16 protein-coding genes are annotated in these 15272 nt (G+C 61.5%); 8 read left to right on the top strand and 8 right to left on the bottom strand.

Features of this window, described 5'->3' with window-relative positions; all coding sequences use genetic code 11:
• Positions 1–55 precede the first annotated feature (55 nt).
• The gene (locus NE851_RS33550; RefSeq protein ID WP_127430792.1) at positions 56–889 is read right to left on the bottom strand and encodes a substrate-binding periplasmic protein; all 834 of its coding nucleotides are present in this window, start codon (positions 887–889) and stop codon (positions 56–58) included.
• A 199-nt stretch (positions 890–1088) separates the two neighbouring features.
• Between NE851_RS33550 and NE851_RS33545 the strand changes: the two genes are divergently transcribed.
• Both NE851_RS33545 and NE851_RS33540 read left to right on the top strand, forming a co-directional pair.
• Positions 1089–1808 (top strand): GntR family transcriptional regulator, encoded by a 720-nt coding sequence (locus NE851_RS33545; RefSeq protein ID WP_097543375.1) that lies wholly within the window; start codon positions 1089–1091, stop codon positions 1806–1808.
• Positions 1774–2595, top strand: coding sequence for a pyrroline-5-carboxylate reductase (locus NE851_RS33540; protein WP_373289092.1), 822 nt, complete (start codon positions 1774–1776; stop codon positions 2593–2595). Before NE851_RS33545 ends, NE851_RS33540 begins: the two co-directional genes overlap by 35 nt.
• Here NE851_RS33540 and NE851_RS33535 read toward each other — a convergent pair.
• Complete coding sequence (locus NE851_RS33535) at positions 2592–3140, bottom strand: cupin domain-containing protein (protein WP_063474180.1); 549 nt, start codon at positions 3138–3140, stop codon at positions 2592–2594. The two genes, NE851_RS33540 and NE851_RS33535, sit on opposite strands and share 4 nt — an antisense overlap.
• Positions 3141–3279: 139 nt before the next feature.
• Between NE851_RS33535 and aptA the strand changes: the two genes are divergently transcribed.
• The gene (gene aptA / locus NE851_RS33530; protein ID WP_097543373.1) at positions 3280–4614 is read left to right on the top strand and encodes an omega-aminotransferase AptA; all 1335 of its coding nucleotides are present in this window, start codon (positions 3280–3282) and stop codon (positions 4612–4614) included.
• A 40-nt stretch (positions 4615–4654) separates the two neighbouring features.
• On the opposite strand, the gene NE851_RS33525 is transcribed toward aptA, so the two are convergent.
• Positions 4655–5062: an Lrp/AsnC family transcriptional regulator gene (locus NE851_RS33525; RefSeq protein ID WP_244604823.1), complete on the bottom strand. Its 408-nt coding sequence runs from the start codon at positions 5060–5062 to the stop codon at positions 4655–4657.
• 179 nt (positions 5063–5241) lie between these two features.
• Between NE851_RS33525 and NE851_RS33520 the strand changes: the two genes are divergently transcribed.
• The 3 genes from NE851_RS33520 to NE851_RS33510 are packed head-to-tail and all read left to right on the top strand — an operon-like array spanning position 5242 to position 8854.
• Positions 5242–6453 carry a diaminopropionate ammonia-lyase gene (locus NE851_RS33520; protein WP_047616837.1) on the top strand — a complete coding sequence of 404 codons (1212 nt, stop codon included), beginning with the start codon at positions 5242–5244 and terminating at the stop codon, positions 6451–6453.
• Entirely contained in the window at positions 6450–7697 is a 1248-nt protein-coding gene (locus tag NE851_RS33515; RefSeq protein WP_097543371.1) for a Zn-dependent hydrolase, read from the top strand. Before NE851_RS33520 ends, NE851_RS33515 begins: the two co-directional genes overlap by 4 nt.
• A complete protein-coding gene (locus tag NE851_RS33510; protein ID WP_097543370.1) occupies positions 7694–8854 on the top strand; it encodes a M20 aminoacylase family protein in 1161 nt (386 codons plus the stop codon). Before NE851_RS33515 ends, NE851_RS33510 begins: the two co-directional genes overlap by 4 nt.
• Before the next feature lie 21 nt (positions 8855–8875).
• On the opposite strand, the gene NE851_RS33505 is transcribed toward NE851_RS33510, so the two are convergent.
• The 3 genes from NE851_RS33505 to alr form a co-directional block, all read right to left on the bottom strand.
• Positions 8876–9898: a helix-turn-helix transcriptional regulator gene (locus NE851_RS33505; RefSeq protein WP_097543369.1), complete on the bottom strand. Its 1023-nt coding sequence runs from the start codon at positions 9896–9898 to the stop codon at positions 8876–8878.
• 87 nt (positions 9899–9985) lie between these two features.
• Complete coding sequence (locus NE851_RS33500; RefSeq protein WP_254962653.1) at positions 9986–11236, bottom strand: D-amino acid dehydrogenase; 1251 nt, start codon at positions 11234–11236, stop codon at positions 9986–9988.
• 29 nt (positions 11237–11265) lie between these two features.
• Positions 11266–12399, bottom strand: coding sequence for an alanine racemase (gene alr, locus NE851_RS33495; protein ID WP_254962651.1), 1134 nt, complete (start codon positions 12397–12399; stop codon positions 11266–11268).
• 126 nt (positions 12400–12525) lie between these two features.
• On the opposite strand from alr, the gene NE851_RS33490 reads away from it, so the two are divergent.
• Positions 12526–12990, top strand: a complete 465-nt coding sequence (locus NE851_RS33490) for an Lrp/AsnC family transcriptional regulator (protein ID WP_047616828.1) — start codon at positions 12526–12528, stop codon at positions 12988–12990.
• Between the two features lie 73 nt (positions 12991–13063).
• Here NE851_RS33490 and NE851_RS33485 read toward each other — a convergent pair whose 3' ends face one another.
• Positions 13064–13789 carry a helix-turn-helix transcriptional regulator gene (locus NE851_RS33485; protein WP_047616826.1) on the bottom strand — a complete coding sequence of 242 codons (726 nt, stop codon included), beginning with the start codon at positions 13787–13789 and terminating at the stop codon, positions 13064–13066.
• A 148-nt stretch (positions 13790–13937) separates the two neighbouring features.
• Positions 13938–14573: an acyl-homoserine-lactone synthase gene (locus NE851_RS33480; RefSeq protein WP_254962645.1), complete on the bottom strand. Its 636-nt coding sequence runs from the start codon at positions 14571–14573 to the stop codon at positions 13938–13940.
• 181 nt (positions 14574–14754) lie between these two features.
• Between NE851_RS33480 and NE851_RS33475 the strand changes: the two genes are divergently transcribed.
• Complete coding sequence (locus NE851_RS33475) at positions 14755–15099, top strand: helix-turn-helix domain-containing protein (protein WP_018245423.1); 345 nt, start codon at positions 14755–14757, stop codon at positions 15097–15099.
• Positions 15100–15272 lie beyond the last annotated feature (173 nt).

The raw sequence follows: 15272 nt of genomic DNA, 5'->3' as shown, positions 1-15272 counted from the left end.
TCCGATGATCGAAGCTGGAGAGGGCCGGCGCGATCTTCGCACCGGCCCGGCGAGATTACTTTGCGCCCTTGAGGACTTCGTCGACCGCCTTCTTGATCAGCTCGTCGACGTGACCGGTCGCGACCTTCTCTTCGAGGAAGATATCGACCACTTCGACGTCGGCAGCCGAAAGATTATGCGGCAGGCCGAAGGCGACGCCCTGCTTGGCGAGCGCCGGCGTCGGGTTGAGCGCCACCGCCCAATCCGGGTTCGACTGGGTGAAGAGCTGGTTGGTGTCGGAGGCGTCGACCAGGATGTCGGCGCGCTTCGAGGTCACCGCCAGGCGGGTCTCGTCATTGCCGGGAAGACGCATGATCGTGGCGTTCTTCACCGCCGCGGAAATGGCCTTGTCCTGCGCAGTGCCGGACATGACGGCGAGCGTCACGCCTGCTGTGTCGATATCGGCGACCGAGGCAGCACCAGCCGTAATTTTCGGATTGTTTTTGTTATAGGCGAGCGAGATCTGGTACTCCATCGCCGGGATCGAGAACTGCACCGCCATGGCGCGCGTCGGCGTCCGGTTCAGCGCCAGCGACAGATCCCATTTGCCCGCCTGCAGGCCGGCGACGATATTGTCCCAGGTCGTATCGACGAATTCGGGCTTCACCTTCAGGACATCGGCGAATTCCTTGCAGAGATCGGCGAAGAAGCCGGAATATTCGCCGGTCGCCGGATCGCGCATGACATAGGGCGGCGCGACAGCCGCACCGCAGCGCAGCACACCCGCCTTCTGCACGCCCTGCCAATATCCCTCGGCGGTCTCAGCCCGTGCGGCGGTTGCGGAAAGGCCTCCCATCAGGGCGAGCGCGGGCAGCGCCCGCAAGGCGGACGTCATCAACTTCGAAAGCATCGGCATTCCTCTTTTGCTGTGCGCGAAGCGCGCGGTTCCACTCGTCGGCTGTAGCCGTTTCTGTTATTTTCTTGTCGGCTCCGTGTCGACTGGCAATATTAAGTCAACAGCGTGTCGACAAAGTCAAGTGGAAAAATTACATTGCCGACACGCTGTTTTTCTGGCCCAATGGCATCCGCGTCGAGAGAAAGGGACCTAAGTGTCTGATGAATCGGAAGTGAAACGAATCCGCGGGACCGGCTGGAAGAACGTCTACGAAACGCTTCGCAACGAGATCCTGGCACTCACTTTGCCGCCCGGTCAGCTTCTCGATGAGATGACGCTTGCCGAGCGTTTCGACATGTCGCGCTCGCCGGTCCGCGAGGCCCTGATCCGGCTCGGCGCCGACGAACTGGTGGTGACGCTTTCGAACCGAAGCACGATCGTGGCGCCGATCGAAGTGGCGACGTTTCCGAAATATGTGGAAGCGCTCGACATCGCGCAGCGCATGAATACGCGGCTTGCCGCAGCATTGAGGACCGATGCCGACCTGAAGATCATCACCAAGCGGCTGAAGTCGTTCGAAGCGGCTGTTAAAACCGGCAATCATCTGGCCATGTCGGAAGCTAACAAGGAATTCCACATGGCGATCGCCCATGCCGGAAAAAACCAGTATCTGGCCTCGTTCTACGAGAAACTGCTGTCGCAGGGGCAGCGCATGCTCCACCTGCATTTCGAATATCTGGAGCGGACCCACGAGGGCTACCTCCTGACCGACGAGCACTCACTCATGCTGAATGCCATCAGGGACAAGGACGTGGAGCTCGCCGACGAACTCGCCCATGCCCATACCCGCCAGTTCCAGGACAATTTCATCAATTTCATGCGCGAGAACTACACGACGGATGTCGCGTTGGGCCCGCTGCGGGCCGCGGAGTAATCACGTGACAGTCAAGGCTATTGGATTCGTCGGCACCGGCGCGATTACCGAAGCGATGGTTCGCGGGCTTCTCGCAGAACCGGCCTATGCCTCCGAGATTCACGTCTCTCCACGAAGCGCTCACATCGCCGCGACGCTCGTCGACGAATTCGCCGCCGTCAGAATTGCCAAGGACAACCAGGACGTCGTCGATCACAGCGACATGGTGTTCCTGGCGATACGGCCGCAGGTCGCCGAGGAGGTCGTGCAGGCGCTGTCGTTCAGGGATGGCCAGATGGTCGTCAGCCTCGTTGCGGCGACGGAGCGCCAAGCCCTCTCCGAATGGATCGGCGCCGACGTGCATCTCGTGCAGGCGATCCCCCTGCCCTTCGTCGCCGACCGGCAAGGCGTCACCGCCATCTATCCGCCTGATACCGCCGTCGCCGCGCTTTTCGATATGCTCGGAACGGCTGTGCAATGCCAGTCGAGGAAGGAATACGATCTTCTCGCGGCAGCGAGCGCAATGATGTCGACCTATTTCGGCATCATGGAGCAGGTTGCCGTCTGGCTGGAAAGATGCGGCCTCGAAAAGGCGAAGGGACAGGCCTATATCGCCCCGCTCTTTGCAAGCCTCGCGCAGAAAGCGAACAGCCCCGGCAACGAACCGTTCAGCGCGCTGAGCCGCGAATTCGCGACCAAGGGCGGACTGAACGAGCAGGTTTTTTCCGACTTCGAGAAGAAGGGCGGCCTTGCCGCTCTGACCGCCGCACTCGACGGCGTGCTTGCCCGCATCGAGGGCAGGAACTAAAAGGTCGGCGGCGTGCAGGCGCTGATAACCTCGCAGGGCACGGGCCCGACGCAGCGGAAACGGTGCGGGCGCCTGCTTTCGAAATAGTAGGCGTCACCCGGTCCAAGGATGCGCCGCTCGTCGTCGACCGTGACCTCGAGCCTTCCCGAGAGCACGATCCCGCCCTCCTCCCCCTCGTGAACAAGGGGAACCTTTCCGGTGTCGGCGCCCGGCTGGTAGCATTCCTTGAGGATTTGCAGGCTGCGTCCGAACAGGTTTTCCCCAACCTGCCTGTAGGAGATGGGACCCTTGCCGATCTCCACCAGTTCCTCGGCCGCATAAAAAGCCTTCTTTGGACGTTCGGGCTCGAAGGCGAAGAATTCCGCCAGACCGATGGGAATGCCGTCGAGAATCCGCTTCAAGGCCCCGACCGACGGATTGGAGGCGTTCGATTCGATCAGCGAGATCGTCGAATTGGGAACGCCGGTGCGTTTGGCGAGCTCGCGCTGGGAAAGCTTATGGGCGATGCGGAGATGGCGAAGGCGGCTGCCGATATCGACGGACATGATGAGTTCGTTTGTCTTGTTCAGAATATCGAAAACATATCCTTTCATTCCTTATATTTCAATTGGTTACAACGATAAAGAAAAGGACTTGTTTGAAAAGGAGAAATCGCCATTCTCGGCGCATTCCAAGGAGACCAGGATGGACCAGCTCAACAAGACGAACGCGCCCGTACTCGAAAATTTCTGGATGCCGTTCACCGCCAACCGGCAGTTCAAGGCGACGCCGCGGCTTCTCGCGGCCGCAGAGGGCATGTACTACACCGACGTTGATGGACATCAGGTGCTTGATGGCACGGCCGGCCTCTGGTGCTGCAATGCCGGCCACGGCCGCAAGAAGATCGCGCAAGCGGTCGAGCGGCAGCTTGCAACGCTCGACTATGCGCCGACCTTTCAGATGGGGCATCCGATCGCCTTCGACTTCGCCGCGAAATTGGCCGCGAATGCGCCGGGCGGTCCGCAAGCCAAACTCGACAGGGTGTTCTTCACCGGCTCGGGTTCGGAATCGGTCGATACGGCGCTGAAGATCGCCATCGCCTACCAGCGCGCCATCGGCCAGGGCACCCGCACGCGGATCATCGGGCGCGAAAAGGGCTATCACGGCGTCGGCTTCGGCGGCATTTCCGTCGGCGGCCTGGTCAACAATCGCCGGGTTTTCCCGCAAATACCGGCCGACCATATGCGCCATACGCTCGACATCGAGCGCAACGCATTTTCGAAGGGCCTTCCCGCTCATGGCGTCGAACTGGCGGATGATCTCGAGCGGCTGGTGCAACTGCACGGCGCCGAAACCATCGCCGCCGTCATCGTCGAGCCGATGTCGGGATCGGCGGGCGTGGTCCTGCCTGCGAAGGGTTATCTGGAAAAGCTGCGCGCGACTGCCGACAAGCACGGAATCCTACTAATCTTCGACGAGGTCATCACCGGCTTCGGGCGTCTCGGCGCTCCTTTCGCGACCGACTATTTCGGCGTCGCGCCCGACCTGATCACCACGGCAAAGGGCATCACCAACGGCACGATCCCGATGGGCGCGGTCTTTGCCAGCCGCGAGGTCTATGACGGCCTGATGGTAGGACCTGATAATGCGATCGAACTCTTCCACGGCTACACCTATTCCGGCCATCCGGTCGCCTGCGCAGCCGGGCTCGCGACGCTCGAGATCTACGAGGAAGAGGGCCTGCTGACCCGCGCGTCCGAGCTCGCCGAATACTGGCAGGAAGCTCTCCATTCGCTGAGAGGCTCGCCCAACGTGGTGGACATCCGCAATCTCGGCCTGGTCGGCGCGGTGGAATTGGCGCCGAGAGCCGCGGCGCCAGGAACCCGCGCCTACGACGTCTTCGTCGACTGCTTCAACAAGGGCCTGCTGATCCGCGTGACCGGCGACATCATCGCCCTCTCGCCGCCGCTGATCATCGAGAAGGCTCAGATCGACACGATCGTCTCGACGCTCAGCGATGCGTTGAAGCGCGCCGCATGACCTTCTCCCGATGCGGCGGCAAACGGGCCGCCGCATCCTGCTATCCCACCGGCACCCCAAGCCCGACCTTGACCCGATCCATTGCGACGAAGGTCCGGAAGCGTTTGACGTTGTTGTTGCCGAAGAAGAGCCTGCGCGTCAGAGCCTCGTAGTCGGCCATCGACGGCACGATGATGACCAGGATGAAATCCGCTTCGCCGGTGACGTAGTAGCATTGCTGGATCTCGGCCGCGGCCGTGAATTCACGCTTTGCCTGCTCGATCTGCTCGGCGGTTTCGCTGATGACCTCCACTTCGACGAAGATCGTGATGGATTGTCCGACCGCGTCCGGCTCGACGACCGAGACATCCGCCCGGATGACGCCCTCCTCCCGCATTCGCTTGATCCGACGCTGAACGGCCGGTGCGGAAAGGTTCACCGCATCGCCGATCGTTCGCTGCGGGGTCATATTGTCCCGCTGAAGAATGGCGAGGATTTTCCGGTCGAAATCGTCGAGATGCGGCGGATGAACGGGGTTGCGCAAACCGATGCTCCAATGAAACAAAATTGCAAATGAACGGCCAAATATCAGCGCCTTTTTCGTGTTCGCTGCAATAGAGTTCAACGAAACCCACATAAAGGTGCGCGATGTTTCTTTTGAACAGCACGGCAGACTATCGTCTGGCACTTGACCCGAGAGATGAGAAAACGCTCGACGCCTCCGCCGCCGTGGAGGTGGAACGCCACCTGGCTTTCCGGAAGGACCATGCGGTAACGCCGCTCGTGGCTTTGCCCGGATTGGCGAGCGAAATCGGCGTCGCCGCAATCCACGTCAAGGACGAAGGCCACCGCCTCGGGCTTGGAAGTTTCAAGGCGCTCGGGGGAGCCTATGCGGTGATCCGCCTCGTCCTCAAACAGGCCGAGCAGCAGCTTGGCCGCGTCGTCGATATGGCGGAGCTGCATTCGTCCGAGGTTCGCGCCATTGCGCAGACGATGACGGTCGCCTGTGCGACCGATGGCAATCATGGCCGTTCGGTTGCCCAGGGTGCGCAGTTGGTCGGTGCGCGCGCCGCAATCTTCGTCCACGCAGGCGTCAGCGGCGAACGCATCGCCGCCATCGCCCGCTTCGGCGCGGAGATGATCCGCGTCGAGGGAACCTATGACGACGCCGTCCGCGAAGCGGCCCGCGTGGCCGAGGCGAACGGCTGGATCATCGTTTCGGATACGTCCTGGCCGGGCTATGAGCGGATCCCCGGTCTGGTGATGCAAGGCTATACCGCCCTCGTCAGGGAAGCGCTCCGACAGATGCAGGAACCGCCGACTCATGTGTTTATCCAGTCCGGCGTCGGGGGAATTGCCGCAGCGGTCGCCGGCCATCTGGCCATCGAGTTCGGCAAAAATCGTCCCGTCTTTACGGTCGTCGATCCCGCCCGCGCGGCATGCCTGTTCGAGACGGCGCGGGCCGGGCGTCCGGTGACGGTCGCCCATGGCGAACCGACCGTCATGGCGATGCTCGAATGCTACGAACCCTCCCTTGTCGCCTGGCGGATTCTTGCCCGCGCCGCCGACGCCTTCATGACGGTGGATGAGGCGGATGCGACCGACATCATGAAGCGTCTTGCCAACCCGGTCTCCGGCGACCCCGCCGTCGTTGCCGGCGAAAGCGGCGGTGTCGGCCTCGCAGGCGCCATCAAGGCCGTCGCCGACCCGGCGCTCAGGGCAGCGCTCTCGATCGACGGCCGCTCCCGTATCTTCGTGGTGAATACGGAAGGCGCAACCGATCCCGGCAAATATCAAGAGATCGTCGGACTGTCGCCCGCAGCAGTCGCCGCCAGGAACCGTGAAGGAGCCCTGACATGACCGGACAATCGATCGATGCCGCGCGTCTCCTCGGCCGGATCCGGACGCTCGGCGAGATCGGCCAGGATGCCGACGGCCGACTGATCCGGCTGGCGGCCTCCGATACGGAGAAACTCGGCCGCGACCGGTTCGTCGCCTGGATCGAGGGCGCGGGACTTCAAGTCGCCGTCGATCGCATCGGCAATATCTTCGGCATCTGGAAGCCCGATAGCGTGACCGACAACGCACCCCTCATGCTAGGCTCGCATATCGACACGGTCATCGGTGCCGGCATTTACGACGGCTGCTACGGCACGCTTTCCGGGCTTGAAGTGATCGAAACGCTGAGGGCAGAAGGCTTGACGCCGTCTCGTCCGATTGTCGTCGCGGCCTTCACCAACGAGGAAGGCGTGCGCTACGCGCCCGATATGATGGGGTCGCTGGTCTATGCCGGCGGCCTGGATGTCGATACGGCGCTTGCCACCATCGGCACCGATGGAACGATCCTCGGCGACGAACTCGAGCGGATCGGCTATGCCGGAGAGCATCAACCAGGATTCCCTAGGCCGCATGCCTATATCGAACTCCACATCGAGCAAGGGCCGGTGCTTGAGCGCGAGGGCATTCGCCTCGGTGCCGTGGAACATCTGCAAGGCATCTCCTGGCAGAAAGTTGTTATCACGGGAGACGCCAATCACGCGGGAACGACACCGATCTCCATGCGCCGCGACGCGGGTCATGCGGCCGCACGGGTCGTGACCTTCCTGCGCGACCGGGCGCAGGCATCGAACACGCCGACGGTCGCCACCGTCGGCTGCATGCGGTTCGAACCGGATGTCATCAACGTGATCCCGTCGCGGGCGACGTTCACGGTCGATCTCCGTGACCCGGACGAAGAACGGTTGAGAGAAGAGGAAGCCGCGCTCGCGACCCTCCTGGACAGGCTATCGGCCGAGGAGCAGGTCGGCGTATCGGTGGAGAGGCTTGCCCGGTTCGAACCAGTCAAGTTCGATCAGAACATCGTGAGGCTGATCGAAGAGGCGGCGCGGGAACGGGGCCTCGCCTGCCGGCGGATGACCTCCGGTGCCGGCCACGATGCGCAGATGATCGCCAGGATCGCCCCGTCGGCGATGATCTTCGTGCCAAGCATCGGCGGTATCAGCCATAATCCGAAGGAATATACCGACGACGAGGATCTCGTCGCAGGCGCAAACATCCTGCTCGATGTCGTTCGCCGGCTTGCCACGGAAGGATTGCCGGCATGACCACCGACAAGGACGCTTTACATGCAGAGATGACGGCGTGGAGACACAATCTTCACACGTACCCCGAATTCGGCTTCGAGGAGCAGCGGACCTCCGCCTTCGTCGCCGCAAAGCTGCGGGAATTCGGATTCGACGAGATCGTCGAGGGCGTCGGCGGCACAGGAGTCGTCGCAACGCTGAAGCGCGGCAGCGGCAACCGCGCCATCGCGCTGCGCGCCGACATGGATGCACTCAGGATCAGCGAACAGACGACCGTCCCGCACCGATCTCAAAACCCGGGCGTCATGCATGCCTGCGGTCACGACGGCCACACCACGATGCTGCTCGGCGCCGCAAAGATCCTGGCTGGTGAAGGCGGCTTCGACGGCACCGTGCGCTTCATCTTCCAACCGGCCGAAGAATGGGGCAAGGGGGCGCTGGCGATGATCGCCGACGGGCTCTTCGAAAGATTTCCCTTCGACGAGATCTACGGCATCCACAACATGCCGGGGATCGGCGTCGGCAGCTTCCAAACGCGCCCTGACGCGATCATGTCGGCCGAGGACAATTTCGAGATTACGCTGACGGGCATCGGCGGCCATGCCGCAAGGCCGCACTGGGGCAACGAGGTGCTCGTCGCGGCATGTGCGCTCGTGACCAATCTGCAGACCATCGTCTCCAGGCGGCTGGATCCGGCCGATATCGGCGTCGTGTCCGTCACGGAACTGATCACCGACGGCACGAGGAATGCGCTCCCCGGCCTCGCTCGCATTCTGGGCGATGCCCGCAGCTTCCGTTCGGAGATCAGCGAGACGATCGAGAAGCAGATGCGCCTGATCGCCGAGGGCACGGCCATGACCTACAACGTCAAGGCCGATGTGATCTACACCAGGGAATTCGTGCCTCTCATGAACGACCCTGTCTTGACGGAGGAAGCCCTGACCGTGGCACGTGATCTCTACGGTGTTTCGAACGTCGCCATCGCGAGTAAGCCGATGACTGGATCCGAAGACTTCGCGCAGTTCCTCGCGCGCGTGCCGGGCTGTTTCGTATTCCTGGGCAATGGCGTCCACTCGCCGCCGCTCCATAACCCGACCTATGACTTCAACGACGCCGGCCTCTCGCATGGAGCAAACTTTCACGCAGGGATTGTTCGTCGACGGCTCCACACAGGCTGATCTGTGAGACCGGGTGAGCGCTCAGCGCTTCAAGGTCTGAGACGGCAACTGGCCGAAGCGCTTCCTGTATTCGGCTGCAAATCGCCCCAGATGCGTGAAGCCCCATCTCAGCGCGATGTCCGCAATGCCCTGCCTGGCGTCGGATTCGAGCAAATCGCGATGGGCGGCAACCATCCGAAGTTCCTGCAGGTAGGCCATCGGGGTCGTATCCCTGAACTGCCGGAAACCCTGTTGCAAAGTCCGAACGCTGACCTTGGCTGCAATCGCGATGTCGTTGAGCGAAATCGGCTCGGCGATGTGTTCGTGCATGAAGTCGATCGCCCACTTCACATGGCGTGGGGCCGGTGTCGGTGCAGGGAGCGCAAGCTCGTTCGAATAGCGATTGGGACAGGCCTCCAGAAGCAGATAGATCGCGGCGTCGCAGAGCGAGCCGGCGGCCAGCGGCGACCGTTGCAGCGGTCCGTTGCCGCTGAGCCCGCGATGGAGGTTCGAGACAAGTTGCTGCAATACAAGCCCCGGACCGGTCGTCAGATCGATGTGAGGATGAAAATCGATGTCGCCGCTGATCGTTCGTTCGAACATCTGCGTGAGGTGGCTGATGATCTTCGCCTGATCGACGAACAGGCCGAAATGACGGCGAGGCCCAAACAGGCGGGCGCCTGCGGCACGACCTGCCTCAAGGATCGTACCACGCGCGGGGACCGAGTATATTTGCTCCCGCATGCCGTCGAAGAACGCGTTTCCCTCCATCGGCAGAAAAACGATCATCCTGTCGCTGGTCGCCTCCCGCCTGATCAGGATCGTGCCTTCGTAGGTGCAGTCGGCTACGGTCACCTCGTCTCCCACGGAGACGAAATTGCAGCGGTACGCTATGGGCATATTGCCTTCCGCCACAACTTTGATCGGGGAGTTTGGCGTCGACAATACTTCCGAAAGCGCGTCCGGGTCTGTTCCGCTATGCGCCGTCTCCCGAAACGACATGCTCTGCATTGCCAGCTGCCGGGTGAGGCCGGCATTGTTATATGCTTGAGAACTAATGGACATTCTGGACCTCGAAAGACGAGGCGCACAAGCGACACTGGATTTGTGCAATCATGTTCATCCCTCTTTTGTGTTGCCCCCTGGGCGCTTTCAGCCGTAGCGGCTGATTGCGAGATCCCTCGCATCGATTTCCGGCTGGCGGCCGCCGACGAGATCGCCGATGAGCCGCGCCGAACCGGCGCTCATCGTCCAGCCGAGCGTGCCGTGGCCGGTATTGAGGAAGAGGCCGGCGACCTTTGTCGCGCCGATGACCGGCGTGCCATCAGGCGTCATCGGGCGCAGGCCGGACCAGAAGGAAGCCTTGGAAATATCGCCGCCGGGGAAGAGATCGGTGACCGAGTGTTCCAGCGTGCTGCGACGGGCCAGGCCGAGGTCGTTGGTATAGCCTGAGATTTCAGCCATGCCGCCGACGCGAATGCGATCGCCGAGCCGGGTGATCGCGATCTTGTAGGTCTCGTCCATGATGGTCGATTCCGGCGCGCGCGACGCATCGGTGATGGGGATGGTGAGCGAATAGCCCTTGACGGGATAGACCGGCAGCCGGATGCCGAGCGGCTTGAGCAACAGCGGCGAATAGCTGCCGAGCGCGACCACCACCGCCTCCGCGCTCATCCGCTCACGATCGGTGATGACCCCGCGCACCCGGCCGGCCTCGACATCCAGCGCCTTGATCGTCGTGCCGTAAGCAAAACGGACACCGAGCGCCGCGGCTTTGGCCGCCAGCGCATTGGTGAACTTGAAGCAGTCGCCGGTCTCGTCCTTCGGCGTCAGCAGACCCCCGACGATCTTGTCGCGCACGTGCCTGAGCGCCGGTTCGAAGCGGACACAGCCGTCCCGGTCCAGCACCTCATAGGGAATGCCGTCGGCAGCCAGTGCCTTCACATCCTTTGCCGAAGCCTCGAGCTGTTGCTGCGTGCGGAACAGCTGCAGGGTTCCCTGCATGCGTTCGTCATAGGCGATGCCGGTCTCGGCGCGAAGGTCGGCCAGCGCGATGCGGCTGTAATCGGCAAGGCGCAGCATGCGGCTCTTATTGATCGCATAGCGCTCGGAGGTACAGTTCGACAGCATCCTCGCCATCCAGGCAAGCATGGCCATGTCCAATTTCGGGCGCAGGATGAGCGGCGCGTGCTTCATGAACAGCCACTTCATGGCCTTCATGGGAATGCCGGGCGCCGCCCATGGCGAGCAATAGCCGAAGGAGACTTCGCCGGCATTGGCAAAGCTCGTCTCCAGCGCCGGACCCGACTGCCGGTCGACGACCGTGACGTTATGGCCTGATTTGGCCAGTTGATAAGCGGATGTGACGCCGACGATGCCGGCTCCTAGAACGATGACCTTCATGATGTTCCCAATGATGGAGCCGCCGGCTCTCAGCGATATTGCCTGTGATAACGATCGCCCAGGCCGGTTAGGATTTCGTAAGAAATGGTGCCGGCGTCGCCGGCGATGTCCTCGAGCGTCTGATGGCGGCCAAGCACTTCGACAAGGCTGCCGAAGGTCAGCGCGCCTTCGGGCAGTGCTGTGATGTCGACGGTCGCGCTGTCCATCGACACACGGCCGACGATCGGCAGGCGTGCGCCGTTGAAATAGACCGCGCCGCGGTCGCCCAGGCACCGCGGCAGACCATCGGCATAGCCGGCGGCAATGGTGGCGAGACGCGTTTCCCGCTGCGTGACATGCGCGCCGCCATAGCCGACTTTGGCACCCGCCGGCACGATGCGCGTCTGCACGACGGCGACATCGAGGCTGACGACCGGTTCCATCGGGTTCTTCTCGCCGGCGTTCGGAGCGCCGCCATAAAGCGCGATGCCGGGCCGGGCAAGCACGCCGTGATAGGCGTCCCCCAGGAAAACCCCGCCGGAATTGGCGAAGGAGATGTCGAAGCCGGGAAATTCGTCGGCGATGCGGGACATCTCGGCAAATTGATCGCCGTTCTGCTCGCTGTCCATGTCATCGGCCGAAGCCAGATGGCTCATGATGAACAGGATTTCGACATTGGCGCCGTCCCGAAGGGCTGCCGCCAGCTCCGCTCGCTCTTCCTGGGGAAAGCCGAGCCGCGACATGCCGGTGTCGAACTGCAGGACGGCGGGCAGGCAGCGATTCAGGATATGTGCAGCCGCCGACCATTGCCGCCACTGCGCCAGCGAATTGAGAACCGGAACGATGCCCATCTCGGCGCAGGCGATCTCGTTGCCGGGCTGCAAGCCGTTCAGCACGAAAATCTGGGCATCGTGCGCAAGGGCCGGCCGGAGCCTCAGGGCCTCGACGAACTGGGCGACGAAGAAATGCCTGCAACCTTCCCTGTAGAGCGTTCTTGAGACCCGCTCGGCGCCGAGGCCATAGGCGTCTGCCTTGACGACGGCGCCCGCGCGGACCGGTGACAGCATCGATACCAGCTTGCGATAGTTGCGGCCGAGGGCGGCAAGATCGATCGTCAGATAGCCCGCGGCTCCCTGCGCTGGAGTAACGGTGCGTGTGCGGGAAACCAAAATATCGCTATCCATGTCCACCCCTTGTCGATTTCAAGGAGTTTATGAAATAATGAGCGAAATTGCCTATCATTTAGTAGTTGATTATTGTGTGATTTGCTTATTAGCCGCATAATCAACGAATATTTGGAACGATATCTCATGCCCGCTCTTGACGCGATCGATCGCAATATCCTGAGATTGCTGCGCCTCGATGCCCGCATGAGCAATGCCAAGCTCGCCGCGGAGATCGGTCTCTCTCCATCGGCCTGTCTCAGGCGCATCAAAATCATGGAAAAATCAGGCGTGATCCGCGGCTATACGGCGCTGATCGACACTGGCAATGCGGATGAGATGATCGCCGTGATCATCAACATCACCCTGGAACGACAAACAGAGGATTATCTCGACCGCCTCGAAGCGGCGGTTCGCCGGCATCCAGAGATCCGGGAATGTTTTCTGATGACGGGCGGTTCGGACTATCTGTTGCGCGTGGAGGTCGCGAATGCCGGCGAGTTCGAGCGGATTCACAAGGAGATACTGTCGACCTTGCCGGGTGTCCTCAGGATTCATTCCAGCTTCTCGATTCGCAATGTTCTTGCGACACGCACGAGGGGCAGGCGCTGAACCGCGATCCCCACGCTTAGAGCCTTTCCGGGTTAGATTGAAGCATTCTGCCGGAGCAGGTTTTCGTCAGGCTCTAGATCAATTCGAGCGCCGTAGCCTTGGCGACCGCTTCACTCGTCGTGGCGACGGTCAGCTTCCGGCGTGCCGAGGCGAGATAGAGTTGCACCGCGCTCACCGAAATGGACAGACGGGCGCAGATCTGCTTTGCCATCAGGCCGCTGGCCGTCATTTCAAGACATTGCAGTTCGCGGCGCGACAATTGCGGAAAATCCGCCGTTTTTCTCAGGCCCGACAGAACCATGGCCCTGTCGTGGAGATGGTGGGCGAGAAACTGGAGGTCGCGCATGCTGTCCATGCGGAAATGCCGCCAGTAGGCGTCGGGGTGATTGGACGTGACCGTAAACAGCGACCGCTCCCCTTGAGGTCCCCGCACCGGCAGAGTCACGCCCTGCCGGCCGATACCGAAGGCCATGGCCTCCTTGAAGAAGCCATAAGCCCGGCCCGAATCCCATTTTGACGCCGACCATTCCACGGGCAGGAAGCCGCGCCGGCCGAGACGGACGACGGGATCGATGCTGAAGTAGTCCCGGTCAAGATATTGTTTCACCCACTCGGGCGGGTAGGTCAGCATCAGCAACGGATTGCTGGCCGCCGCCCCCGAGGAGCGGATCACATGCAAAACCATGTGCGATATCGCATAGATGTGGCGGACTTCGTCCAGCGTCGTTTCCAGATCCCGCAATGTCGGCGCTGCGGAGATCCGATCCAGACAATAGAAAAAACGAGAACTGCTCAGCATGAGATGGACTCGTGGTTGTGCGTTTCATTGACTACCCGTACCGGTAACATTTCACGGGATCGGAGAACAGCTTATTCTAATACAACCATGGGTGCGGTGAAAAATAGGTTAAGGCTTAGCGGGAGCATATGCCACTGCTGGGCGGGCCCTACCGCATGCCGTCATCGGCAAAGGTTCTGAAACGATTGGGCGAAGCTCGCTCCAGTCGGGACAGGTTGGCCCGAAGTGCCCGGCAATTGTCCGCCGTCACATCCCATAGGCCGACATACAGCTTGCCGATCTCGGGCAGGGATCGGGCAAGCGGCGTCGGCCTCCAGCCGATCCTGCGATACACTCCGACCATGGCGCCATCATAGACGCCGACGATGCTTTCGATACCGGTGTCGAGCGCAAGGTCGCAAAGCCCTGAGAGCAGCTCCGTGGCGACCGTGCGCGATTGCTCCATGTGCCCGGCAAGCGGGTGAACGCAAAAGCGGGTACATTCCCAAGTCGTTGGGCTATCGACGTCGATAGGCTGATCGAAGAAATGCCGGAACTCGCTTTTGAGCATCGTCGCTCCCGTCGTCGGTAGCAGGCGCAACGAACCCGTCAGTGTGCCGGAAGGTCGTTGCGTGACAAGATATACGGGATCTTCGGCCTCGTCGTATCGGTCCCTCTCCCATTGGTCCCGGACATCGACCTGCCATCCCAGCCGATCGCGAAAAACGGCGGCGCGAGCCCGAAACATTTCATCGAAAGCACGTCGATCGGTATCGAGCATGTCTTTGGTGAGTATCCGCAACATATCCGTCCCTCCTGATGTTCTGACGTTTCACAACAGGAGGCCGACCGGGAGCAATCTGGATATTTCACCAGGTTGACCGGTGCTTCGCTTTGCCTTCCCCTTTCATAAGAAGTTTCTGATGTTCGTCGATCGAAAGCTCTTGGTAATTGCCAATTTTAACGCAACCAACGGGAGGATTCTGATGACCCACGACATGGCACGCGGCAAACGTATTCGAGAGGCGATATCCCGGGGCAAGTTCCGGAAAGTTCACGCCCTGGCGGCCGAACTGGACGTGTCTGTCGCCGCCGTCTCACGCTGGCAGAATGGCGGCCATACCTCGCTGGAAAGCGCCTGCGCGCTCGCCGACCTGCTGGATGTCTCCCTCGACTGGCTGCTGCTCGGGCGAGGCACCATGGACTGGCATAGGAACAGCGCAATCTCCGCCACGGAATTGCAAATGGTTCTGGCGTTGCGCAACCGGTCTGCGGCAACACGGTCCAATCTCGCTGGGCTGGTCGAATCCATCCCTCCGGAGCACCCGTAACGCCAAGCGCAATTCTGCGCGAATTTTTGACCTGAGGTCAACACGTTTAGGTTGATAAAAAGCAGATCGTCGACGATCTTTCTAGTTAAAGCTTCAACGGCGACACAACAGGGCGGCCAGCTCGCCCTGCCCTCGCCGCCGCAGAGACCTTGTTTTCACTCTCAATGCAGAAG

Origin of the sequence: Rhizobium anhuiense bv. trifolii (assembly GCF_024346605.1) — a bacterium.
Lineage (GTDB): Bacteria > Pseudomonadota > Alphaproteobacteria > Rhizobiales > Rhizobiaceae > Rhizobium > Rhizobium anhuiense.
The sequence above is the reverse complement of the archived record's forward strand: the minus strand, read 5'-3'. Positions and strand labels throughout refer to the sequence as shown.